25 protein-coding genes and 1 tRNA gene are annotated in these 23,050 nt (G+C 45.4%); 14 read left to right on the forward strand and 12 right to left on the reverse strand.

Features of this window, described 5'->3' with window-relative positions; all coding sequences use genetic code 11:
* The first annotated feature begins 13 nt into the window (after positions 1-13).
* A complete protein-coding gene (locus OX890_RS12445; protein WP_012197183.1) occupies positions 14-637 on the forward strand; it encodes a riboflavin synthase in 624 nt (207 codons plus the stop codon).
* A gap of 34 nt (positions 638-671) precedes the next feature.
* Here the strand turns inward: OX890_RS12445 and OX890_RS12450 are convergent, their stop codons facing one another.
* Entirely contained in the window at positions 672-872 is a 201-nt protein-coding gene (locus OX890_RS12450) for a CPXCG motif-containing cysteine-rich protein (protein WP_006087488.1), read from the reverse strand.
* Between the two features lie 313 nt (positions 873-1,185).
* Positions 1,186-1,419 (reverse strand): hypothetical protein, encoded by a 234-nt coding sequence (locus OX890_RS12455; RefSeq protein ID WP_107947549.1) that lies wholly within the window; start codon positions 1,417-1,419, stop codon positions 1,186-1,188.
* Between the two features lie 291 nt (positions 1,420-1,710).
* Here OX890_RS12455 and thrS point away from each other — a divergent pair, with 291 nt between their 5' ends.
* The 4 genes from thrS (at position 1,711) to rplT (ending at position 4,837) form a co-directional block, all read left to right on the forward strand.
* The gene (gene thrS / locus OX890_RS12460) at positions 1,711-3,639 is read left to right on the forward strand and encodes a threonine--tRNA ligase (protein WP_107947547.1); all 1,929 of its coding nucleotides are present in this window, start codon (positions 1,711-1,713) and stop codon (positions 3,637-3,639) included.
* 3 nt (positions 3,640-3,642) lie between these two features.
* Positions 3,643-4,185 (forward strand): translation initiation factor IF-3, encoded by a 543-nt coding sequence (infC, locus tag OX890_RS12465; RefSeq protein WP_012089240.1) that lies wholly within the window; start codon positions 3,643-3,645, stop codon positions 4,183-4,185.
* 84 nt (positions 4,186-4,269) lie between these two features.
* Entirely contained in the window at positions 4,270-4,464 is a 195-nt protein-coding gene (gene rpmI / locus OX890_RS12470; RefSeq protein WP_006081653.1) for a 50S ribosomal protein L35, read from the forward strand.
* A 16-nt stretch (positions 4,465-4,480) separates the two neighbouring features.
* Positions 4,481-4,837 carry a 50S ribosomal protein L20 gene (gene rplT / locus OX890_RS12475; RefSeq protein WP_006081652.1) on the forward strand — a complete coding sequence of 119 codons (357 nt, stop codon included), beginning with the start codon at positions 4,481-4,483 and terminating at the stop codon, positions 4,835-4,837.
* A 264-nt stretch (positions 4,838-5,101) separates the two neighbouring features.
* On the opposite strand, the gene trxB is transcribed toward rplT, so the two are convergent.
* Both trxB and ald read right to left on the reverse strand, forming a co-directional pair.
* Positions 5,102-6,055, reverse strand: coding sequence for a thioredoxin-disulfide reductase (gene trxB, locus OX890_RS12480; RefSeq protein ID WP_107947545.1), 954 nt, complete (start codon positions 6,053-6,055; stop codon positions 5,102-5,104).
* A 340-nt stretch (positions 6,056-6,395) separates the two neighbouring features.
* Entirely contained in the window at positions 6,396-7,511 is a 1,116-nt protein-coding gene (gene ald, locus OX890_RS12485; protein WP_107947544.1) for an alanine dehydrogenase, read from the reverse strand.
* A gap of 179 nt (positions 7,512-7,690) precedes the next feature.
* Here ald and lrp point away from each other — a divergent pair, with 179 nt between their 5' ends.
* The 7 genes from lrp (at position 7,691) to OX890_RS12520 (ending at position 15,132) form a co-directional block, all read left to right on the forward strand.
* Positions 7,691-8,197: a leucine-responsive transcriptional regulator Lrp gene (gene lrp / locus OX890_RS12490; protein WP_006081649.1), complete on the forward strand. Its 507-nt coding sequence runs from the start codon at positions 7,691-7,693 to the stop codon at positions 8,195-8,197.
* Between the two features lie 344 nt (positions 8,198-8,541).
* On the forward strand, positions 8,542-11,295 hold the full coding sequence (locus tag OX890_RS12495) for a DNA translocase FtsK (protein ID WP_107947542.1): 2,754 nt from the start codon (positions 8,542-8,544) through the stop codon (positions 11,293-11,295).
* Between the two features lie 56 nt (positions 11,296-11,351).
* Positions 11,352-11,978: an outer membrane lipoprotein chaperone LolA gene (gene lolA, locus OX890_RS12500; RefSeq protein WP_259504819.1), complete on the forward strand. Its 627-nt coding sequence runs from the start codon at positions 11,352-11,354 to the stop codon at positions 11,976-11,978.
* An 8-nt stretch (positions 11,979-11,986) separates the two neighbouring features.
* Positions 11,987-13,318, forward strand: coding sequence for a replication-associated recombination protein A (locus tag OX890_RS12505; RefSeq protein ID WP_242326352.1), 1,332 nt, complete (start codon positions 11,987-11,989; stop codon positions 13,316-13,318).
* Complete coding sequence (crcB, locus tag OX890_RS12510) at positions 13,311-13,685, forward strand: fluoride efflux transporter CrcB (protein WP_242326350.1); 375 nt, start codon at positions 13,311-13,313, stop codon at positions 13,683-13,685. The genes OX890_RS12505 and crcB overlap by 8 nt, the downstream gene beginning before the upstream one ends.
* Positions 13,686-13,703: 18 nt before the next feature.
* Positions 13,704-14,990: a serine--tRNA ligase gene (gene serS / locus OX890_RS12515; protein WP_268649320.1), complete on the forward strand. Its 1,287-nt coding sequence runs from the start codon at positions 13,704-13,706 to the stop codon at positions 14,988-14,990.
* Positions 14,991-15,009: 19 nt separating this feature from the next.
* Positions 15,010-15,132: a hypothetical protein gene (locus tag OX890_RS12520; RefSeq protein WP_006081643.1), complete on the forward strand. Its 123-nt coding sequence runs from the start codon at positions 15,010-15,012 to the stop codon at positions 15,130-15,132.
* A gap of 144 nt (positions 15,133-15,276) precedes the next feature.
* On the opposite strand, the gene OX890_RS12525 is transcribed toward OX890_RS12520, so the two are convergent.
* The 6 genes from OX890_RS12525 to punR form a co-directional block, all read right to left on the reverse strand.
* The gene (locus OX890_RS12525) at positions 15,277-15,615 is read right to left on the reverse strand and encodes a TusE/DsrC/DsvC family sulfur relay protein (RefSeq protein ID WP_006081642.1); all 339 of its coding nucleotides are present in this window, start codon (positions 15,613-15,615) and stop codon (positions 15,277-15,279) included.
* Entirely contained in the window at positions 15,609-15,890 is a 282-nt protein-coding gene (gene tusB, locus OX890_RS12530) for a sulfurtransferase complex subunit TusB (protein WP_006081641.1), read from the reverse strand. The genes OX890_RS12525 and tusB overlap by 7 nt, the downstream gene beginning before the upstream one ends.
* Positions 15,890-16,246 carry a sulfurtransferase complex subunit TusC gene (gene tusC / locus OX890_RS12535; RefSeq protein ID WP_063882974.1) on the reverse strand — a complete coding sequence of 119 codons (357 nt, stop codon included), beginning with the start codon at positions 16,244-16,246 and terminating at the stop codon, positions 15,890-15,892. The genes tusB and tusC overlap by 1 nt, the downstream gene beginning before the upstream one ends.
* Positions 16,247-16,260: 14 nt before the next feature.
* Entirely contained in the window at positions 16,261-16,650 is a 390-nt protein-coding gene (gene tusD, locus OX890_RS12540) for a sulfurtransferase complex subunit TusD (protein WP_006087499.1), read from the reverse strand.
* Between the two features lie 69 nt (positions 16,651-16,719).
* Positions 16,720-17,379, reverse strand: coding sequence for a Bax inhibitor-1/YccA family protein (locus OX890_RS12545; RefSeq protein WP_006081638.1), 660 nt, complete (start codon positions 17,377-17,379; stop codon positions 16,720-16,722).
* A gap of 422 nt (positions 17,380-17,801) precedes the next feature.
* Positions 17,802-18,704 carry a DNA-binding transcriptional activator PunR gene (gene punR / locus OX890_RS12550; RefSeq protein WP_012197177.1) on the reverse strand — a complete coding sequence of 301 codons (903 nt, stop codon included), beginning with the start codon at positions 18,702-18,704 and terminating at the stop codon, positions 17,802-17,804.
* A gap of 115 nt (positions 18,705-18,819) precedes the next feature.
* Between punR and punC the strand changes: the two genes are divergently transcribed.
* The gene (gene punC / locus OX890_RS12555; protein WP_012197176.1) at positions 18,820-20,091 is read left to right on the forward strand and encodes a purine nucleoside transporter PunC; all 1,272 of its coding nucleotides are present in this window, start codon (positions 18,820-18,822) and stop codon (positions 20,089-20,091) included.
* An 80-nt stretch (positions 20,092-20,171) separates the two neighbouring features.
* A tRNA-Ser gene (locus tag OX890_RS12560) sits at positions 20,172-20,262 on the forward strand.
* A 197-nt stretch (positions 20,263-20,459) separates the two neighbouring features.
* Here the strand turns inward: OX890_RS12560 and OX890_RS12565 are convergent.
* Positions 20,460-21,023, reverse strand: coding sequence for a hypothetical protein (locus OX890_RS12565; protein WP_268649321.1), 564 nt, complete (start codon positions 21,021-21,023; stop codon positions 20,460-20,462).
* A complete protein-coding gene (locus OX890_RS12570) occupies positions 21,020-22,564 on the reverse strand; it encodes an MATE family efflux transporter (RefSeq protein ID WP_268649322.1) in 1,545 nt (514 codons plus the stop codon). The genes OX890_RS12565 and OX890_RS12570 overlap by 4 nt, the downstream gene beginning before the upstream one ends.
* Between the last annotated feature and the right edge of the window lie 486 nt (positions 22,565-23,050).

Raw genomic sequence — 23,050 nt, forward strand, 5'->3', positions numbered from 1 at the left:
AAGCGAGCAAAAAATGTTTACAGGTATAGTTCAAGCCACCTGCGAGGTGGTTGCAATACATAAGAAAGATGGCCTAAATACCCTTGAGGTAGCGTTCGAACCTGATTTGCATGAGGGACTTGCGATTGGTGCAAGTGTGGCAAATAACGGGGTATGTCTTACTGTGACTCAGGTCGTTGATGATAGGGTATTTTTCGACGTAGTGGAAGAGACCTTGCGACTGACGAATCTGGCTAATTTGTCTATAGGTCAAAGCGTTAATGTTGAGCGTTCGTTAACTTTTGGTAGTGAGATTGGTGGTCACATTCTCTCTGGCCATATCCATACTAAGGCTAAAGTCGTTGATATTAGCCATACAGAACAGCATTATGATCTGACACTGGGCATTGAGCCTAAATGGATGGATTACATTTTTTATAAAGGTTTTGTTGGCGTTAACGGCTGCAGCTTAACGGTAGGCGAGGTGAGTGACTCCGGCTTTAAGTTGCACTTAATTCCTGAAACCCTAAAACTGACCAATTTAAGTCAGTATAAAGTGGGTGATGAACTCAATATTGAGATCGACAGCCAAACGCAAGTTATCGTCGACACTGTCGAGCGCGTGCTGGCCAGGCGTTTTAACGAACAAGCCCGTTAGTTTCATGACATCGCAGCCTTTAGTGCAATCTCGTTTAATAGATTTGCTCGTCGTCTGAATCGATATACAGCTCAACGGTACGTCTCAATTCGTCGATATGTAAGCGTAAGTGAATGGGATTACAACAAATTCGGCAATCATCGTAATAATCTTGATCTCCGCAGCTGGCATCGATACTGATATCTTGATGGTGCCCGCAGTGGGGACAAGCAATAACTTTGTTCATGACTCTCATGGTGTAACTCCTTATAGCTAATAGAAGAAAGCCACAATAGAGCAGAGCCCCAATAGAATAGAGCGAATCACTCAGTTCAATCAGTACATCTCACACTTAGTTCGTTCATCGCACTTATTGTTGTGCGCGTTGGTTTTGCAAACCTGAGTGCTGTTTATGTGCGTCCTATTCGAGCGCCTCTATTTAAGTGCTTCCTATTTGAGTATACAGCAGAGTGCAGTGCGCTGACTTAGACGAAGTCGGTCTCAAAAGGCAGCACGATAGACCTTCTGGTTAAATATTTTGCTTAATTGTTCAACAACACTTTTAGCATTTAGTCCTTAACCGTGACTAACCCTTCCATTTCGCTACTGTGTAACACGCCATCGCGGGCATTTTGGGTAATATCCAGCGTTAAACGCTGCATCTGTAGCTCAAGTTCACTTTTAATATCAACGAGTAATACTTGAGTATCAATCTGAGGTTCGTTTGTACTTATATGCTGCGGCTCAGGTAAAGCGGCGACTGTGTTCGTGAGTGCCACAGCCAGTAGAATGCAGTTCAACATATCAACTCCCTTGTCATGTTTTCAGTGATGGCTAATAAACTGGCGCCAGAATAGGGGAGTTAGATGACCGCTAAGTTACCAAGACACTGCAAAATCATGAATTTGCTTTTTGCTTTCAATCCCAATTCTGGCCAATATGCTTGCGCCTTTTAGCTACAATCCCTTAGAATAAACGCCCTGCTACGCAAGGCGGCTAAGACTCCTGTACTGTCTTAACCTAGCGAGCATTTCTCTTACATTAACTAAAACCAAGTGGCCCTACGTGTGGGTCACCACTGGAAAGGACATTTCATGCCTGTAATTACACTTCCCGATGGTAGCAAACGCGAGTTTGCTCATGCTGTATCGACCCTCGATGTTGCCGCCGATATTGGCCCTGGTTTAGCGAAAGCTTGTATCGCTGGCCGCGTTAATGGCGAATTAAAAGATGCTTGCGATCTCATTGAAACCGATGCAGAACTATCAATCATTACCGCCAAAGACGAAGAAGGTGTTGAAATTCTTCGCCATTCTTGCGCGCATTTATTAGGTCACGCGATTAAGCAAATGTGGCCAGAAACCAAGATGGCGATTGGTCCAGTTATCGATAACGGCTTCTACTATGATATCGACCTTGAGCACAAGTTGACTCAAGATGACATCGACGCCTTAGAAAAGCGCATGCTTCAACTGGCCAAAACTAACTATGACGTAGTAAAATGTGTGGTTAGCTGGCAAGAAGCGCGCGATACATTCGCGGCGCGTGGCGAAGATTATAAGATTGCCATTCTGGATGAAAACATCAGCAAAGACGCGACGCCTGCGCTGTATCATCACGAAGAATACACAGACATGTGTCGTGGACCGCACGTACCTAACATGCGTTTCTGCCAACATTTCAAATTAATGAGCATTGCTGGCGCTTACTGGCGTGGCAACTCAGAAAACAAGATGTTGCAACGTATCTATGGTACTGCTTGGGCTGACAAAAAAGCTTTGAGCACACACTTAACCCGTCTTGAAGAAGCGGCTAAGCGTGACCACCGTAAAATCGGTAAGCAGCTCGACTTGTATCATATGCAAGAAGAAGCACCGGGTATGGTGTTCTGGCACAACGACGGTTGGAGCATCTTCCTCGAATTAGAAAGATTCATTCGCCGTAAGTTAAACCAATACACTTACCAAGAAGTAAAAGGTCCATTAATGATGGACCGCGTGTTGTGGGAACGTTCTGGTCACTGGGATAAATACTCAGAAGCCATGTTCACGACCAGCAGCGAAAACCGTGAATATGCTATCAAGCCAATGAACTGCCCAGGCCATGTGCAGATCTTCAACCAAGGGTTGAAATCTTACCGCGACCTGCCATTACGTATGGCTGAGTTTGGTTGCTGTCACCGTAATGAACCTTCTGGTTCGTTACACGGATTAATGCGCGTACGTGGCTTTACCCAAGATGACGCGCATATTTTCTGTACTGACAGCCAAGTTCAAGAGGAAGTGAGTGCTTGTATCCAGATGGTTTACGATACATACGCCACCTTCGGCTTTGAAAATATAGTGGTGAAACTGTCGACTCGCCCAGAAAAACGTATCGGTGACGATGCGATGTGGGACAGAGCGGAAGAAGCGCTTAAGCAAGCTCTGCGTGACAATAATATTGAATTCACCATTTTGCCAGGTGAAGGCGCGTTCTACGGACCAAAAATCGAATTTACTTTACACGATTGTTTGGACCGTGCGTGGCAATGTGGTACTGTGCAGCTCGATTATGCGTTGCCAAGCCGTCTTGGTGCAACTTACGTTGCCGAAGATAATAGCCGTCAGACCCCAGTGATGATCCATCGTGCCATTTTAGGCTCTTTGGAACGATTCTTGGGTATCTTGATAGAAGAATATGCAGGACGTTTCCCAACTTGGTTAGCCCCAATGCAAGTTGTCGTGATGAATATCACTGATAAACAGGCTGATTATGTTGAAGAAGTCGTAAAATTCTTCAAAGAACAAGGTATTCGAGCGTCTTTTGACTTGAGGAATGAGAAAATAGGCTTTAAAATACGCGAACACACCTTAAGGCGTGTCCCTTATTTGTTGGTCGTTGGCGATCAAGAAATGGAAAATAAGGAAGTAGCGGTGCGTACCCGTGATGGTATCGATTTAGGTAAGATGCGACTTGAAGATTTCGCCACTAAAATCCATCAACAGATTTCGCTCCGTAGTCTCAAATTGTTGGAGGAATAGGTCATAAAGATCAAAAAAACAGCAGGGCGTCAGCCGGCCCCTAATAGAATCAATGAAGAAATCACAGGTGTACCTGAAGTACGCTTAACTGGCATTGATGGTGAAGCTATTGGTGTGGTAAGCATCAGAGATGCTCAGAATTTGGCAGATGAAGCAGGTGTAGACCTGGTAGAAATCAGCCCAAATGCTGAACCTCCAGTATGTCGCATTATGGACTACGGTAAGTTCCTTTTTGATAAGGCTAAGTCAGCCAAGGAACAAAAGAAGAAGCAAAAGCAGGTTCAGGTCAAGGAAATTAAATTCCGTCCTGGAACTGACGAAAACGACTATCAGGTAAAACTACGCAACCTGATACGTTTTCTGGAAGACGGGGACAAAGCGAAGATTACGCTACGTTTCCGAGGTCGCGAAATGGCACACCAAAACCTGGGTATGGATCTATTGAACCGTATCAAGGCTGATTTGGACGAGTATGCGGTTGTTGAATCTTTCCCGAAAATGGAAGGCCGACAAGCAATTATGGTGCTAGCGCCTAAAAAGAAATAAGTAGGGCAAAACTTAAAGTAGCAAAGGTCTATGGCCTTTGCTCGCCTTGCTTTTTATTAAACATCCCAATGCGGAGTTTTAGAAATGCCTAAAATGAAAACAGACAAGGGTGTAGCGAAGCGTTTTAAGAAAACCGCTAATGGTTTCAAGCGCAAGCAAGCACACTTACGTCACATTTTGACGAAAAAAAGCACTAAACGTAAACGTCACTTACGTGCCAAATGTTTAGTATCAAAAGCTGACGTTCCAGCAATCGCGCGTCAATTACCTTACGCTTAATTTAGGAGTTTAGAAAATGCCAAGAGTTAAGCGTGGTGTAACCGCTCGTGCTCGTCACAAGAAAGTTTTAAAACTAGCTAAAGGTTATTATGGCGCTCGTAGCCGTACTTACCGTGTTGCTGTTCAAGCAGTAACTAAAGCTGGTCAATATGCTTATCGTGACCGTCGTCAGAAAAAACGTCAATTCCGTCAACTTTGGATTGCACGTATTAATGCTGCCGCTCGCCAAAATGGTCTGTCTTACAGCCGTTTCATCAACGGTCTGAAAAAGGCGTCTATCGAAATCGATCGTAAGATTTTGGCTGACATCGCTGTATTCGACAAAGTTGTATTTGCAACTTTAGTTGAAAAAGCAAAAGAAGCGTTAAACTAAGAAATTAGTTTGTTGCTGTAGAGAAGGGACCATTTGGTCCCTTTTTTTGTGCGCCATTTTTGACTTAACCCAATGATGTTATTTACCTAAACACTTATAAGCGCTCATCTGACTGGTACAAGATTAAGCATCGTGAAGGAAAAACATGTGCACGCGTGAACAGTACTGATTGGAAAACTCACAAAATTTTTTGTAATCGCTTAAGGATTTTGGGCTAAAAAAATAGCAGGCTAAGCCTGCTATTCGTTGAAAAATTGAGTCTAGTTACTTCTTAGCGTCTAAATAACGCTCTGCATCGAGTGCGGCCATACAGCCTGTGCCCGCAGAAGTAATCGCTTGACGATAATGTTGGTCCATCACATCACCACAAGCATAAACACCTTCGATACTGGTTTGCGTGGCGTTACCTTGCAAACCGCTCTGTACTTTTAAATAACCGTGGTTCATTTCCAACTGGCCTTCAAAAATACCGGTATTAGGGCTGTGACCAATCGCGACGAACACACCAGCAACGGCTAAGTCAGTGATTGAGCCATCTTTAGTGCTCTTCATCTTCAGGCCGTTTACACCCATAGCATCACCAACCACTTCATCCATGGTTTGATCTAAATGAAGGATGATGTTGCCATTGGCAACTTTGTCCATCAGACGGTCGATTAAGATTTTTTCTGAGCGGAAGTTGTCACGACGGTGGATCAGATGCACTTCAGCGGCAATATTGCTTAAGTACAATGCTTCTTCAACGGCAGTGTTACCGCCACCGATCACAGCGACCTTTTGATTGCGATAGAAGAAACCATCACAGGTCGCACAGGCTGATACACCGCGGCCCTTGAATGCTTCTTCTGACTCTAATCCTAAGTAACGGGCAGAAGCGCCAGTTGCGATGATCAGCGCATCACAGGTGTACTCGCCGTTATCGCCTTTCAAACGGAAAGGGCGCTCGGTTAAGGTCACTTCGTTGATGTGATCGAACAAGATTTCAGTATCGAACTTTTCAGCATGCTTCTGCATACGTTCCATCAACGCTGGACCAGTTAAGTCATCCGCGTCACCTGGCCAGTTTTCAACTTCAGTCGTAGTGGTTAATTGACCACCTTGCTGCATACCTGTGATCATCACAGGTTTTAAATTAGCACGCGCAGCATAAACGGCTGCGGTATATCCTGCTGGGCCTGAACCCAAAATCAATAAGTTACAATGTCTGACCTGGCTCATTTTTATCTCCGTGCCTTTAGCAAATTGCAAGGATTGTAGGGAATTTACCTGTGGGGGTAAAGTGTTGGAGGGCGATTCTTTTAGATTGCGCTAATCGAGTCAGTGCGCTTTGGTATTCAGAGTGTCATTTTTACTTTACTACGGCCAAATAAACAGCTTGAGAGGGCATCACTAACGAAAGCACGAGACAAGTTTGGATACGGGAGATTATCGATTCGCATGCTTGAGCTTTGGTTCTGGCCAATAAAAAATCAGCCTCAACAGAGTCGAGGCCGATTTGGATCATTTGCTAGGTGAAGCAAACGCAATGTTCCACCGAAAGCTTAAGCTAATTAAATGCTTATGCCAGTAATGTAACTGGAGAGGTGAACGCTAAGTTCAGGGCGTGAGCCACTTCCTTACAGACCACTTTACCGTGCATCACGTTTAAGCCATTGAGTAAGTGCTTGTCTTGCAACAGCGCTTCTTTATAGCCTAAGTTAGCTAACTTAAGAATATACGGTAGCGTTGCATTGTTAAGTGCGAAAGTGGAAGTGCGAGCAACCGCACCTGGCATGTTCGCCACACAGTAATGCACAACATCGTCAACGATATAAGTCGGATCTTGGTGAGTCGTTGCGTGTGACGTTTCAACACAGCCGCCTTGATCGATTGCTACGTCAACGATGGCACTGCCCGGCTTCATACGTGAAATCATGCTACGGGTAACCAATTTAGGTGCCGCAGCACCTGGGATCAGTACGCCACCGATCACAAGATCGGCTTCAATAACATGACGTTCAATCGCATCAGCAGTAGAGTAAATGGCTTTTACGGCAGAGCCGAATTGCACATTTAAGCGACGTAGTGCATCAATACTGCGATCAAGTACTACAACATCAGCGCCTAAACCAACAGCCATTTGCGCTGCGTTAGTACCAACCATGCCGCCACCAATAATGACGACTTTAGCTGGTTCAACCCCTGGTACGCCGCCCAGTAACATACCGCGACCACCAGATGATTTCTCTAATGCCATAGCGCCAGCTTGGATAGACATACGGCCAGCAACTTCTGACATTGGGGCAAGTAAGGGCAGGCCACCACGGTCGTCAGTCACAGTTTCGTAAGCGATACATACGGCACCACTTTTAATTAAATCTTCAGTTTGCGGTAAATCTGGCGCAAGATGCAGATAAGTAAATAAAATCTGATCGTGACGCAACATAGCGCGTTCAACTGCTTGAGGCTCTTTTACTTTTACAATCATCTGCGCTTTAGCAAAAACTTCAGCAGCAGTCGCTAAAATTGTGGCGCCAGCATCAATATAATCTTGATCTGAAAAACCAATACCTGTGCCAGCATTTGTTTCTACAAAAACTTCGTGACCTTTGATCGCTAACTCGCGAACACTAGAAGGAACCATACCGACACGATATTCGTGGTTTTTAATTTCCTTGGGAACACCAATAATCATCTTTGAGCCTCAATTGCCTGAAAACCCACTTTTAATGGGCATAATTGTTATTTTATCGTGACCTGAACGTGATTAATTCAGGGATATCTAGTATAGTATCGGCGACGCAGTTTATGCTGCTGAACTTTCGGCATACGTAGAATAAAATGTTGTTTTAGTGATAAAGCAAGGTTAAATAAATGGCATATAATAAAAAGAGTCCTGTAAAAGACTTGGATCGCATCGATCGCAACATTCTTAACGAATTACAACTTGATGGCCGCATTTCTAATGTGGAATTATCAAAAAGAGTCGGACTTAGTCCAACTCCGTGTTTAGAAAGAGTGAAACGACTCGAAAAGCAAGGTTATATCAATGGCTATACCGCATTGGTCAATCCTCATTTCCTGGGTGCATCCCTACTGGTATTCGTGGAAATCACCTTAAGCCGTGATACTCCCGAAGTGTTTGATAAGTTTAACCGTGCAGTGCAGTTACTCGACGACATTCAAGAATGTCATCTGGTTTCAGGCGATTTTGACTACTTACTGAAAACTCGTGTTTCAGATATGTCGGCTTATCGTCGCTTGTTAGGTGAAACCTTGTTGAAATTACCTTCTGTTTCCGACACGCGCACTTATGTCGTGATGGAAGAGGTTAAACACACCAGTCGCGTAGCGATAAATCATCTACTCTCAGATATCTAAATTACCCTGATTGTTTGGTTTTACAATAAGGGGCTTAGGCCCCTTATTTATTGTTTAAGTCAGCACAACTATCCCGTTAAACAACTACGACGACTAACCTTGTTATAGCCCTTAAGTTCGCCAACTTAGGGGCTTATTTTTGTGGCATTTTTAAGCAGAGTTGTTAACGGAAGTGTTTGTGTAATAACTCATTCCTCTCCAAAAGCACACTTAAACACCCCAATAGGTTAATTTTTGCCAATCATGGCCAATTCTGCACAGAAAAACAGGCTAATGTGCTCCACATTTAGTGGGATTCTGGTATCGTTAGGCCACCTGTTTTCACTTTTTATGGATTACGTCGTTTGTCTCAAGGAAATAGTGTACGCACGCTCACTGGCCTGCAACGTCTGCTGGAAGGCGGACTTATCATTTGTTGTGTCCTCGCCACTTATATTTTACTCGCATTGACGAGTTTTAGTCCGTCTGATCCTGGTTGGAGTCAGTCGCATTTTCAAGGCGATATTAAAAACTGGACCGGAGCAGTAGGGGCTTGGATAGCCGATATTCTGTTATATTTCTTCGGCGTCACGGCTTACATCATGCCAATCATTGTCGCGTCGACCGGCTGGCTGCTGTTCAAACGCGCCCATCATTTGCTCGAAGTTGATTACTTTTCAGTGGCCCTGAGATTGATTGGATTTTTGCTGATCATCCTTGGGTTTTCTGCGTTGGCGAGTATGAACGCCAACAATATCTACGAGTTTTCGGCAGGCGGGGTGGCGGGCGATGTGATCGGCCAAGCCATGCTGCCGTATTTTAATAAACTCGGCACCACCTTATTGCTGCTGTGCTTCTTAGGTTCTGGCTTTACCCTGTTGACGGGGATCAGCTGGCTGACCGTGGTCGAGAAAATCGGCTTAATCTCTATTTGGATTTATAAGAAACTTAAATTATTACCGCAAGCGATGAAACGTGAGCGTGAAACCGAAGATACCCGTGGTTTTATGTCTGTGGTTGATAAGTTTAAACAGCGCCGCGAATCACAATACGTGCTTGAGAAGCCGCCAGTCGTTGCAACGCCAAAGGTGCGTGAACGTCATATTGGCCGCAGAGCCGAAATAACCCCAACCCTGTCTACTGCCGCAGATGAAGGGTTTATTACCGAAAGCATTAATATTGAAGAAGTTGCGCCGCAAAAAACCAAGCTATCGGCCCTTGCAAAAATTTTGAGTTTGAATGGCAGTAAAAGCAAAAATGCACAAAGGGTTGAGCCTCAAATCGATCAAGAGGATTTTGCCGCCCATGGCAATTTTGAAGCGCCACCTTGGTTAGCTGAACCTCAACATGCAAGAAATGATGAGCAAGAAAGAGCCGATTTCAATTCTCATTCATTCGATCACGACGACAATGAGCCAGTGTTTAACAGCCAAACCTTGGCGGAAGATGACGATGAAAGCTTAGGCTTTACCGATGATGACGTCATTGATTTTGATACAAAAGCCTCAACGGGCGCCGTGAATCAAGCCCAGCGTAAGAAGCAAGATCAAAAAGCGAAGATTGTGGATGGCATTGTGGTGTTACCGGGACAAGAAGATAAACCCGCGCCAAAAAAACCAATGGACCCGTTACCCAGTATCAATTTGCTTGATGTGCCAGATCGTAAGAAAAACCCGATCAGCCCAGAAGAGTTAGATCAAGTCGCTCGTCTAGTTGAAGTGAAGTTAGCCGATTTCAACATCATCGCCAATGTGGTGGGTGTGTATCCAGGTCCTGTGATCACGCGCTTCGAATTAGAATTAGCGCCTGGCGTTAAAGCGTCAAAAATCTCTAATCTGTCGAAGGATTTAGCCCGTTCACTGCTGGCTGAAAGTGTGCGCGTGGTTGAAGTTATCCCAGGCAAGGCTTATGTCGGACTCGAATTGCCGAACAAATTCCGCGAAACCGTGTTTATGCGCGATGTGTTAGATTGCGCCGCCTTTACCGACAGTAAATCCAACTTAACTATGGTGTTAGGCCAAGATATTGCCGGCGACCCAGTCGTGGTTGACCTTGGAAAAATGCCGCATTTATTAGTTGCCGGTACCACAGGTTCTGGTAAGTCTGTGGGCGTAAACGTGATGATCACCAGCTTACTGTATAAGTCTGGCCCAGAAGATGTGCGCTTTATCATGATCGACCCCAAGATGTTGGAACTGTCTGTCTATGAAGGCATTCCGCATTTGCTCTGTGAAGTGGTTACCGATATGAAAGAGGCCGCCAATGCACTGCGTTGGTGTGTGGGCGAGATGGAACGTCGCTACAAGCTAATGTCTATGATGGGCGTGCGTAACATCAAGGGCTATAACGCCAAAATTGCCGAGGCGAAAGCCAATGGCGAAGTGATTTTAGATCCTATGTGGAAGTCATCCGACAGCATGGAGCCTGAAGCGCCTGCGTTAGATAAGCTGCCATCGATTGTTGTCGTGGTCGATGAATTTGCCGACATGATGATGATTGTCGGTAAAAAAGTGGAAGAGTTGATTGCCCGTATCGCGCAAAAGGCCCGTGCCGCAGGCATACATTTGATCCTAGCAACCCAAAGACCGTCAGTGGATGTGATTACTGGCTTGATTAAAGCTAACATTCCGACACGTATGGCGTTCCAAGTATCATCGCGTATCGATTCGCGCACCATTTTAGACCAACAGGGTGCTGAAACCTTACTCGGTATGGGGGATATGTTATTCCTACCACCGGGTACCGCGGTTCCAAACCGTGTCCATGGCGCCTTTGTTGATGACCATGAAGTTCACCGCGTTGTTGCCGATTGGTGTGCCCGTGGTAAACCGCAATATATCGATGAAATTCTCAATGGTGCCAGCGATGGTGAGCAAGTCTTACTACCGGGTGAAACCGCAGAAACCGATGAAGAATATGATCCACTCTACGATGAAGCCGTCGCCTTTGTGACTGAAACCCGTCGCGGCTCGATTTCAAGCGTACAGCGTAAATTTAAGATTGGTTATAACCGTGCAGCGCGCATTATTGAACAGATGGAAGCCCAAGGTATCGTTTCGGCTCAAGGCCACAACGGTAACCGTGAAGTCTTAGCGCCGCCGGCACCAAAACATTATTAAGCCGCGCTAAGGCGTGGCTTTGATACACCCAAGGGTTTTACAGGGTAAGGAATAAAATGAAAAAACGATTATGCGCTGTGTTGTTAGCTTCACCTTTACTATTTAGCGCGACTGTGTTTGCCGATGATGCGCAGCAGTTAAGAGACAAGTTAATTGGTACTGCTTCACTAAAAGCCGATTTCAAACAAACCGTCACTGACGTCAATAAAAAGGTCATTCAGACGGGTTCTGGTATCTTTGCATTGGCCTATCCAAATCAGTTTTATTGGCATTTAACTCAGCCCGATGAATCGCAAATTGTCGCCGATGGTAAAGATTTATGGATCTACAATCCCTTCGCCGAAGAAGTGGTCATCATGGATTTTGCCGAGGCCATTAATGCTTCGCCTATCGCCTTGTTAGTCCACCGCGACGATGCCACTTGGTCACAGTATTCAGTCACTAAGCAACAAGACTGCTATGAGATCAAACCTAAGGCGATTGATTCGGGTATTTTGTCTGTCAAGGTGTGTTTCAAAAATGCCCAGTTAGCCAACTTTAATGTTGCCGATGACAAAGGTAATTTGAGCCAATTTGATTTGAGCAATCAGCAAGCGATTACTGATAAAGACAAAGCGCTGTTCAGCTTTGTGCTGCCTGATAATGTCGATGTTGATGATCAACGTCGTAAAACAGCGCACTAGGCGATAGCGTGAGCAGTTTATCCTTTAATTTCGCCCCCGACTTTCGTCCCTTGGCCGCACGCATGCGGCCAAGAACGATCGCTGAGTACATAGGCCAAGCCCATTTACTGGGTGAAGACCAGCCGCTACGCAAAGCATTGGAAGCGGGGCGCGCCCATTCCATGATGTTGTGGGGGCCGCCGGGCACAGGTAAAACGACCTTAGCCGAATTAATTGCACATTATTCAAATGCGCACGTTGAACGCATCTCTGCGGTCACCTCTGGCGTCAAAGATATTCGCGCAGCGATTGAGCAAGCGAAAGCCGTGGCTGAATCCCGTGGTCAACGCACGTTATTGTTTGTCGATGAAGTCCACCGATTCAATAAAAGCCAGCAGGATGCCTTTCTGCCATTTATTGAAGATGGCACTGTGATTTTTATCGGTGCGACCACTGAAAACCCATCCTTTGAAATCAACAATGCCTTGCTCTCGCGGGCACGGGTTTATCTTATCAAGCGCTTAAGCCATGATGAGATTGCCCATATAGTGACTCAAGCCTTAAGCGATACCGAGCGCGGCTTAGGCCAACGCCAATTTGTGATGCCAACCGATGTACTCACCACTCTGGCGCAACTTTGTGATGGTGATGCCCGTAAGGCTTTAAATCTTATTGAGTTGATGAGCGATATGCTCGTCGATGGCGGCACCTTTACCACTGAGATGTTGATCCAAGTGGCGGGGCACCAAGTTGCCGGATTCGATAAGAACGGCGATCAGTTTTACGATTTAATCTCAGCCGTCCATAAATCAATCCGCGGTTCAGCACCCGATGCGGCGCTGTATTGGTTTTGTCGAATATTAGAAGGCGGCGGCGATCCGCTGTATGTCGCAAGGCGCTTACTGGCGATTGCCTCTGAAGATGTCGGCAATGCCGATCCTGCGGCGATGACCATAGCGCTTAATGCTTGGGATTGTTTTCACCGTGTTGGCCCAGCCGAAGGCGAGCGAGCAATAGCGCAAGCCATTGTTTATCTTGCCAGCGCGCCAAAGAGCAATGCTGTCTATACCGCATTTAAGGCCGCGCGTGAGTTAGCTCGCGATACTGGGCAAGTCGAAGTACCGCACCATTTACGCAATGCACCGACTCAGTTAATGAAAGACATTGGCATGGGAGCAGGGTATCGATATGCCCACGATGAAGCCAATGCCTATGCCAGTGGTGAAAATTATTTCCCAGAATCCCTGCAAACAGCGCAGTTTTATTTTCCGACTGAGCGAGGGTTCGAGAAGCGAATCAAAGATAAGTTGGCGCAATTAGCCCAGTTAGATCAAGCCAGCGAGCATAAAAGATATGAATAATTTCTTACTTGTGGCGCTAGGTGGTTCAATTGGGGCTGTTTTTCGCTATCTTATTTCAATATTCATGATCCAAGTATTTGGCAGCAGTTTTCCTTTTGGTACACTGTTGGTTAATGTCCTCGGTTCATTTTTAATGGGCGTAATTTACGCACTGGGGCAAATGAGTCATATCAGCCCAGAACTCAAAGCGCTGATCGGTATCGGCCTGTTGGGCGCTTTGACAACGTTTTCGACTTTCTCTAATGAAACCTTATTGCTGTTGCAAGAAGGGGATTGGCTGAAGGCGACTTTGAATGTGGTGTTGAATCTAAGTCTATGTTTATTCATGGTGTACTTAGGTCAGCAACTGGTTTTTTCTCGCATTTAACTATTAAGAATATATCACATGTTAGATCCTAAATTTTTGCGCAACGAATTAGAAGTTACCGCTGAGCGACTGGCCACCCGTGGCTTTATTTTAGACATAGCTCACCTCACTCAATTAGAAGAAAAGCGTAAGTCACTGCAAGTGACTACCGAAGAATTACAAGCGTCGCGTAATGCCATCTCCAAATCCATTGGCCAAGCTAAAGCCCGTGGTGAAGATGTTGAAGCGATCATGGCGCAAGTGGGCGATTTAGGTTCACAGCTGGATGCCAAAAAGATTGAACTGGCGGCCGTGCTTGAAGAAGTCAATGCCATTGCCATGTCAATGCCCAACCTGCCAGACGAATCCGCGCCAATCGGTGCCGATGAAACGGAGAACGTTGAAGTTCGCCGCTGGAGTACGCCACGCACGTTTGATTTCCCAATTAAAGATCATATCGATTTAGGCGAAGGCTTAAACGGTTTAGATTTTAAAAATGCAGTGAAAATAACTGGCTCACGTTTCATCGTGATGAAAGGCCAAGTTGCTCGCTTAAACCGCGCCATTGGTCAGTTCATGCTGGACTTGCACACCACAGAGCACGGTTATACCGAAGCCTATGTGCCGTTACTGGTTAACGAGGCAAGCTTGCTGGGCACAGGTCAACTGCCTAAGTTTGGTGAAGACTTGTTCCACACGAAACCTGCCACCGAAGAAGGTCAGGGTTTGAGCTTGATCCCAACGGCCGAAGTGCCATTAACCAACTTAGTGCGCGATAGCATTGTTGATGAAGACGAGCTGCCGATTAAATTAACCGCGCATACCGCATGTTTCCGCAGCGAAGCGGGCTCATACGGCAAAGACACTCGCGGTCTGATCCGTCAGCATCAGTTCGATAAAGTTGAAATGGTGCAAATCGTTAAGCCAGAAGATTCAATGGCGGCGCTCGAAGCGCTAACAGGTCATGCTGAAACGGTATTGCAACGTTTAGGTCTACCGTACCGTACTGTGATTTTATGTACTGGCGATATGGGCTTTGGCTCAAGCAAAACCTACGACATCGAAGTCTGGTTACCTGCACAAAACACTTATCGTGAAATTTCTTCTTGCTCAAACATGAAGGATTTCCAAGCCCGTCGTATGCAAGCGCGCTACCGCGTGAAAGCAGACAATAAGCCCGCGTTACTGCATACCTTAAACGGTTCCGGTTTAGCTGTGGGTCGTACCTTAGTCGCTATTTTAGAAAACTATCAAAATGCCGATGGCAGTATCACAATCCCAGAAGTGCTGCGTCCATACATGGGCGGCTTGACTCAAATAGGCTAATGGAACGCAAAATAATACTATGGATAAAGGCCAGCGCTATCTCCGTTGGCTTTCCTATACCGCTGTCATTGCTGTATTTTTTGCGGTGATGTTGGCGACCATAGGCAAAGCCGTCTGGGTTGTGTTAGAAAACGTCAAATAACCCTATTAACTTTGTTCAAGTAAAAAGAAAGGCATGTTTCCCAAGGGAACATGCCTTTTTTGTTTGTGCCATGTTTATGTTCAATGCTCACATTTGACGCTTACGTTCGATATTGAGTTAAGTGTGATGACTTAACCTATACGATTAAATGCATTTAGCTGGCTTTGGCAGGCCTGCAATTTTGGTCGCTTGTTTTGCAGGGCCAATAGGGAACAAGGTATATAAGTATTTTGAATTGCCTTTGTCTGGCCCTAAAGCTTGGCCAATAGCTTTGACTAATACGCGAATAGCAGGGCTCGTTTTGTATTCAAGATAAAAATCGCGAACAAAGTTAATCACTTCCCAATGGGCGGGCGTAAGCACGATTTGCTCTTCTGCCGCCAATAGTAAAGCCATATCTGGTTGCCAATCGTTGAGATCTTTTAAATAACCTTGATGGTCACGGGCGATTTCTGCGCCATTAAATTGCAATGGATTTACCACGTTATCACCTTGTCATGGAGTAATGATTGAGCCACAAACTCATTGTAATCGATAAGCGTCACGTTCTTTAAACGCTCAGATAGGCCGCGTGCGACGACATCGTCTTTTAAGACCATGAGCTTGAAGGGCGATAATGCCATTGCCCATTGACGCAGCAGTAACGCGTTCACGCCATCGCTCGATAGTAGAATCGCATCTTCCTTACAGGCGTAACGTAAGCAGAGTTTCAACGCACTATCTCGGCTGGGAGATGTTTGAATATGATGTAAAATCATCAGAATACTAAGACCTCATCCACCTGTTTTAAATGGGCAGCGATGGCCTCATCGTTGACCACAGTAACAGGAACTGACAGTAAGCCATGGCTTAAGCCGTAGTCGGCTAAGGATTGCTTACAGACAAATACCGACTCGATATCGTACAGCGGCAGTGCTTTAAAGGTGGAGATGTAATCTTTAGCGCCGATAAGCTCAGGCTGTTGATCTTTAATCAAATGCAGCACACCTTCATCGACAAAGACTAAACTCACTTCTTGCTCAAAGCTGGCGCTCAGCAGGGCGAGATCTAAACCTTCGCGGCCACGAACAGTACCGTGTGGCGAACAGCGAAATAGAATACACAATTTTTTCATAGTCACCCTGAAAGTTAAAAACTGATCAAACGATCGGCCGATTCAATGCCGGTGACAAGCTCGCCTAAACCGCCCATGATAAATGACTCGCCCACATTCCAGTGGCTTAGGCCATTCTCACTGGCATCTTGCTTGCTTAAAATCCCACGGCGCAGCGCTGCTGAAACGCAATTGACTAACGGGAGCTGATGGGATTGCGCGAGCTGTTTCCAGTCACTGATCACATCGTTTTCATCGGAGGCGGGTAAGCTTAAATCTGTGGAGTTATACACGCCGTCTTGATAAAAAAACACACAGATAATCTGATGCCCAGCCAAAAGTGCAGCTTGGGAAAAGCGTAAGGCGTTAACACTCGCCGACGTGCCATAAGCGGGCCCGTTCACTTGGATAATAAATTTGCTCATTTAAAATAAAAATGGCCCTAAAAGTAGGGCCATTCTAACGCAAGTTAAGCTAAAAATCGCTAACTAGGATTAGTCATCGTTGCCTATGCCCATAAGGTGCAACAGCGCGATGAAGAGGTTTAAGAAATCTAAGTATAATGAGATAGTTGCGCGAATGTAATTCGTCTCGCCACCGTTCACAATTCGGCTAGTATCAAACAGGATAAAACCTGTCATCAATAATGCAATACCGGCGTTAATCGCCATAAAGGCAATGCTGTTACCCATAAAGATGTTAATTACGGCAGCGGCAATCACCACAATCAAGCCAGCGAACAAGAACCCACGTAGGAAAGAGAAATCTTTCTTAGTTGTCACTGCATAGGCTGATAAGGCAACGAAAATCACTGACGTTAACCCCAGTGCTTGCATGATCAGCTGTGGACCGTTTGCCATGCCTGCATAGTGATTTAACATGTAGCCCAGTGACGCGCCTTCCATACCAGTAAAGGCAAATACCCAGAAGATACCCGCTGCAGACTCGGCTTTACGTAAGGTCACAAACAACAGCACTAGGCCACCAATGGATAAGCCAATGGAGAGTAATGGACTGATATTTAATGCCATTGCCAAGCCAGCGCACAGAGCAGAGAAGGCCAATGTCATAGACAACAGCATATAAGTGTTTTTAAGAAGTTTGTTCACTTCCAGTGTTGACGCACTTGTCGAATATAAGGTTTCTTGGGTCATGTTGATCTCCGTTGACACATTTCCAAACTGATCATTTTGATTTTTTACAGCACACTAAGTTCCCGTAAAATCCTAAAACGAACTTAACTGCATTCATGATACCGTACCTGAGATACGGGTGAAAGTCATAGAACCATGAATAACAAATTGTTAATCTTAAAAATTTTGCCTCATCTCCCATATCAATCTTAAGTGCTAAACGTTTAGGATTGAGATGGCTGCATCAGTATCTTTATCCACTAAGCACATGAATGCTTGGTTAAAACTTAATTGGCTTGATAAATAGGCCTGCTGAACTTAGGTGCACTTACAGCAAATTTCAAGTTCAATGTTAATTTCAATGCCTATTTCAAAGACAAGTCCAATGCTAATTTCCATGCCAAGTATAAGGACTAGATCAGCATATTGAGTTTAAACCAAGCTTAAGCCAGCCACTCTTTATGCAATTTTTCAGTATCGCCCAGATATTCCAGCACCCAAGCGAGCGCAGGCGACATCTTGTCGGCATTCCACGCGAGGCAACAAGGGCTGGTCTGTTTCGGATTTTCTAGCTGTTTCTCAACCAGCGCACCCGCTTTAATAAACACACTTGCTAAGTGCACTGGCATATAACCAACGCCTAAACCTTCGCGGAAACAGTTAATGGCGCGGATCCAATCGGGTACAACGAGGCGGCGTTGATTTTCGAGCAGCCAGGTCATGCGTTTGGGGATTTCCCGCGAGGTATCTTCTAGACAAATCGAGGGGAAAGGGCGCAGTTCATCGTCGCTGAGCGGGCGGTCAATATTGGCCAATGGATGATTTTTGCTAACTAAAAATGCCCACTCAATATCGCCCATGTCTTTATATTGGTACACGCCGCCGACTGGAATTGCGGTTGTTGCACCAATTGCAATGTCACTGCGGCCCGTGGCAAGTGCTTCCCAAACGCCGTTAAAGACCTCAATGCGAATAATCAATTCAATATCATGGAAATGCCGATAGAAGTCAGCAATCAATACGCTGATCCTATCGGCACGGACGATATTATCCAGCGCGATGGACAAGGTCGGTTGCCAACCGTTGGCTACGCGCTGCGTGCCACGCTTCATCTCGTCCATCTGCGTAAGCAAGGTTCTGGCTTGCTTAATAAAATGTTCACCCGCAGGCGTTAAGGTTACGCTGCGATGGTGACGTTCGAAAAGAATGACGCCGAGTTCTTCTTCTATTTGCTTGACCGCATAGCTCACGGCAGAGGGCACTTTATGCAGCCGATTCGCCGCCGCGGTGAAACTTCCTACACGAGCCACAATATCTATGAGTTCTAGCGCTTGTTCTGAGAGCATAGCTGACGTCCGTTCCAATGAAAATAATTGATAGCACAAGTCAAAAATAAACGTTTCCAATAAATTTAACAAGTCATTAGACTGCACGCTTTAGTCAATCCGACCCGATTATTTTATGAAAACGTCTAGTAACACCTTTGTAAACATAAAGTTCTTTATGTTTCTATTCTATTTAGCCATGTTGAGCATGCTCGGCTTTATTGCCACTGACATGTATTTGCCTGCTTTCAAAGCAATTGAAGGCTCACTTAACAGTACCCCATCACAGGTGGCGATGTCGCTGACCTGTTTCCTGGCGGGTCTTGCCTTAGGTCAGCTACTTTATGGCCCCTTAGTCAATAAAATCGGCAAACGTTGGGCACTGATTTTTGGCCTAGTGCTATTTGCCGTTGCCAGCGTGTTTATTGCCAACAGTGATTCTATCCTAATGCTCAATACCGCGCGCTTCTTCCAAGCGATTGGCGCCTGTAGTGCAGGGGTTATTTGGCAAGCGATTGTGGTTGAGCAATATGATGCCGATAAAGCACAGGGTATTTTCAGTAACATTATGCCACTGGTCGCATTATCGCCTGCATTAGCGCCGATCCTTGGCGCTTACATTCTGAACGAATTAGGCTGGCGTGCAATCTTTATCTCTTTGTGTGTTATCGCTTTTCTACTGATATTGATGACATTGTACTTTGTGCCAGGCAAGCGTCAGCATACACACAGTGAACATGCTGCGGTATCTTATGGGCAAATTTTGAAAAACACCCGCTATTTAGGCAACGTCGTGATCTTCGGCGCCTGTTCCGGTGCTTTCTTTGCTTATCTAACCGTATGGCCGATTGTGATGGAAATGCACGGTTATCTGCCAACTGAAATCGGCCTTAGCTTTATCCCGCAAACCATCATGTTTATTGTCGGTGGTTATGCGAGTAAGTTACTGATAAAACGCATTGGCGGGCATCAAACACTGAATATCTTGTTGTCGATTTTCGCAGCCTGCGTTATTTCGATCATCATGTTCACGCTGATTTTCCCAGCAAGCACGATTTTCCCACTGCTTATTTCGTTCTCGATTTTGGCCGCAGCTAATGGCGCCATTTACCCGATAGTCGTGAACAGCGCGCTACAGCAGTTTAGTCAGAATGCCGCTAAGGCCGCAGGATTACAGAACTTTTTGCAGATCAGCATTGCCTTCGGTGCATCTAGCTTAGTTGCTATGTGGGCAAGCCTAGGTGAAGTAGCGATCGGTTGGGGCATCCTATGTTGCGCTATCTTAGTTGTGGTCGGCTATGTGCTGAAGAGCCAACAAGGGTGGGACGATTTTGCCAAACATTTCACTAAGCCAGATCCCGCACGTGTTGGCATAGTGGCCGATGTGAAGCAAAATCCAGCGGATTGAGTGTAATAGCAACAATCGGCGCATAATTGAGAGTTAGTGCTTTACAGTCAACACACTTACTTATATTATGCGCCTCGTTCGGAGGGGTGGCAGAGTGGTTTAATGCACCGGTCTTGAAAACCGGCGTGGGTTTATAGCCCACCTAGGGTTCAAATCCCTACTCCTCCGCCATATTCAGTCAAAAAGCCGCTAAGTAATTAGCGGCTTTTTGCATTTTAGCTATTCTAGCCTTGAATTTCTGATTCGAAACGCAGTGCCTCCAGCATATTTCACCAACAAGGTCATCAACACTGATGGCCTTGTTGGTTTTTGTCATTTAACTCTAGATTTTCTCATTCAAGATGATGCACTGACAATCTCAGCCATCATTACACTTTGGGTAGTTTGTGTTGGATCATGGCCAGCGCAAAGGCGTGCCAGTCTGCATTAGCATAACTACTCACCAGATCCCTCAGGATAGTCGGTTCGCCGGCGTTATCCACCTGCTGCGAAATTATCGACAAATTCAGCGCATTACAGTTATCCTGCCGCTCCACCACAAAAAACTGCTTCTTGTAGGGGAGTAACAATGTGCCTTCAGCTTGTGCATTAAAATCACGGGCGGCTAAATAGCCAGTAAACCAATGATTGAGTAGCGTCTCGCATTGCTTAGTGTGGAATAAGTTTCCCCAATCATCCCCGAGTATGGCTTGACCCGACAGGACTCGCTGGCAATGATAAAAATCGATAGAACCTAGCTCACGAGCAATCACTTGTTGGCAATGCTTTAACTGGAGATCTGAGTGTAAGATGCCCAACTTCGCCATTAAGGTTGTGACTCTTTGCTTGGCTGGCAGCTCATCCTGCTGACAAGCTTTGAGCAGCTTTTTAGCGCGAATTTTGGTTTCATTTAATGCGATGGCGCTTGAGTCTTTCATATTGGCTAACTTCATTTTGCATTACCTCCATGACTGACTCGATTTGCTTGCGGCACGTGAATGAAAGGCCAAATACTGATGATCAATAAACTCAAGAGACAAGCTAAGATGTCCGCAATTGGAAAGGCCATCCATAACTCAATCAAAGCGTTTCGCATGATATTAATGTTTAATGCACCTGTGATAAATGAAATATCTGTAAAGGATAGTTGAGGTAACAGGACCAGCAGGGGCAATAACAAACCATAGATTTTTATCCCAGATAATAGCAATGCAAGCTTAGGGCGGTTTGTGCCTTGATACACCGCAATCGCAATACCTGTGATCCCCGCCAAAGGTAAGGCGATAAACGTCACACTCGAAATCTTAATACAGGCGGCAATGAGTGAGTAATTATCGGTGAAAACACCAAATGCCGAGGTGGGAAACCCCATAAATATGATTGTCACAACACTTAGATAACAGCAGGTCAAGACGATTCCCCATTTAGCACACGCTAACACCCGAGATGATGCCATCGCCCCATAGTTATAGGCACTGATCGTTTGTGCTGCACTGGTGAGAGCCATGAGCGGCAGGGCGATAAAGATATTAAAGCGGCCGATCAAACCATAAGCGCTGATCATGTACGCGACCTCATTCGCCGCTGGCGTATTGGGCACTACATTGGCTAAATGACTGACTAAAATATGATTTACCAATGAGATCACGCAGGCAATCCCAAGATATGACAATAGTATTGGGCTACCCAAGCCAAGAATCGCTTTTATCTCAGTGAGGTTGAGCTTTATTTGCTCTTTTCTAAAACAAATAGGCTGGGCAGCTTGCTTATGAAGCGCCTGCTTATTGGCAAAGCGGTTATTTGGGACAAAATAGACGACGGCGATAAATAGGCTCACACATTGGCCCGCCACCGTTGCCCACGCCGCACCACTCACGCCCATCTCCAATACGGAAATAAAGAGTGTATCGAACAGGATGTTCATTACCGCCGACAACAAGATAACCAGCAGCATCACCACGACTTTGCCTTGTGCTCTGAGTAAATCGCCGCTAAGGGATAACAAAAAGGTGAACAGACTAAAACAGATAATGGGTTGTAGATACTCTGTAGCAGCTAAGGCAAGTGTTGAGCTTACCCCAGTAAATGCTAATAAATTATTAAGCTGGGCGAGTGACACGACAGTGACGATCACGCCGCAACATAGGGCTAACGCGAAACCGGTATTCGCGATTTGACTCGCCTTATCAAACTCGTTTGCCCCTAAAAATCGGCTCACTAAGGTCGCAGTCCCATTTCCTATCATGCAGGCTAAAGCGAAAATCATCATTTGTAACGGGAAGGCAATCGTTACCCCAGCCAATGCATCGGCGCCGATGTATTTCAAAATAAAATAAGAGTCGACTAAGTTGTAACTGCCGCTGAGCATCATGGCGAATGCCATGGGTAACGCAAAACGTAAATACAAAGTAGGGATAGCTAACGTACCTAAGGACTCTGTTGACTGAGAGCCTGAGTGATATTTCCCGTGGGAGGGTGTTTCTGTGGCTGCCAAGGGCACAATGTCAGAAAGTGATACTGGCGGGCTTGAAAGTGATGGCTATTGCATGTTTCACAAACAATTCTCCTAAGTTTATTGGCATTCCGCTAAGCCAAACTTATTTGATTGCTGTGGGTTCGATATGAAATCGATTCGCAACGCTATTAATTTATCAGAGTGATATCATCTTTTGCGGACAGGCTTCTCTGCAACCTGCCGCGTATTATTCTCACTCATCCGCTCGATGTCAATCACCAAATTGACCACGCTAACTCAAATCACCGATTTTCAGCACTTCTCGAATTTTCTGCCGATGCATTTTTATCGCTATTTAGCAGAAACAGCAAATCGTTATAAAACAATTACCTCGATAAACTTGTTGCTGATGTTAAAAAAATTATCACTCTTTGATAAAAATAATATTGTAATACCATTGAGCTATAGTAGTATTGTAGTACTAAATGATATTCACAATGTTTGTGATCACTTGGCTGATTGCAG

This window comes from Shewanella sp. DAU305, assembly GCF_026802235.1.
Classification (GTDB): domain Bacteria; phylum Pseudomonadota; class Gammaproteobacteria; order Enterobacterales; family Shewanellaceae; genus Shewanella; species Shewanella baltica.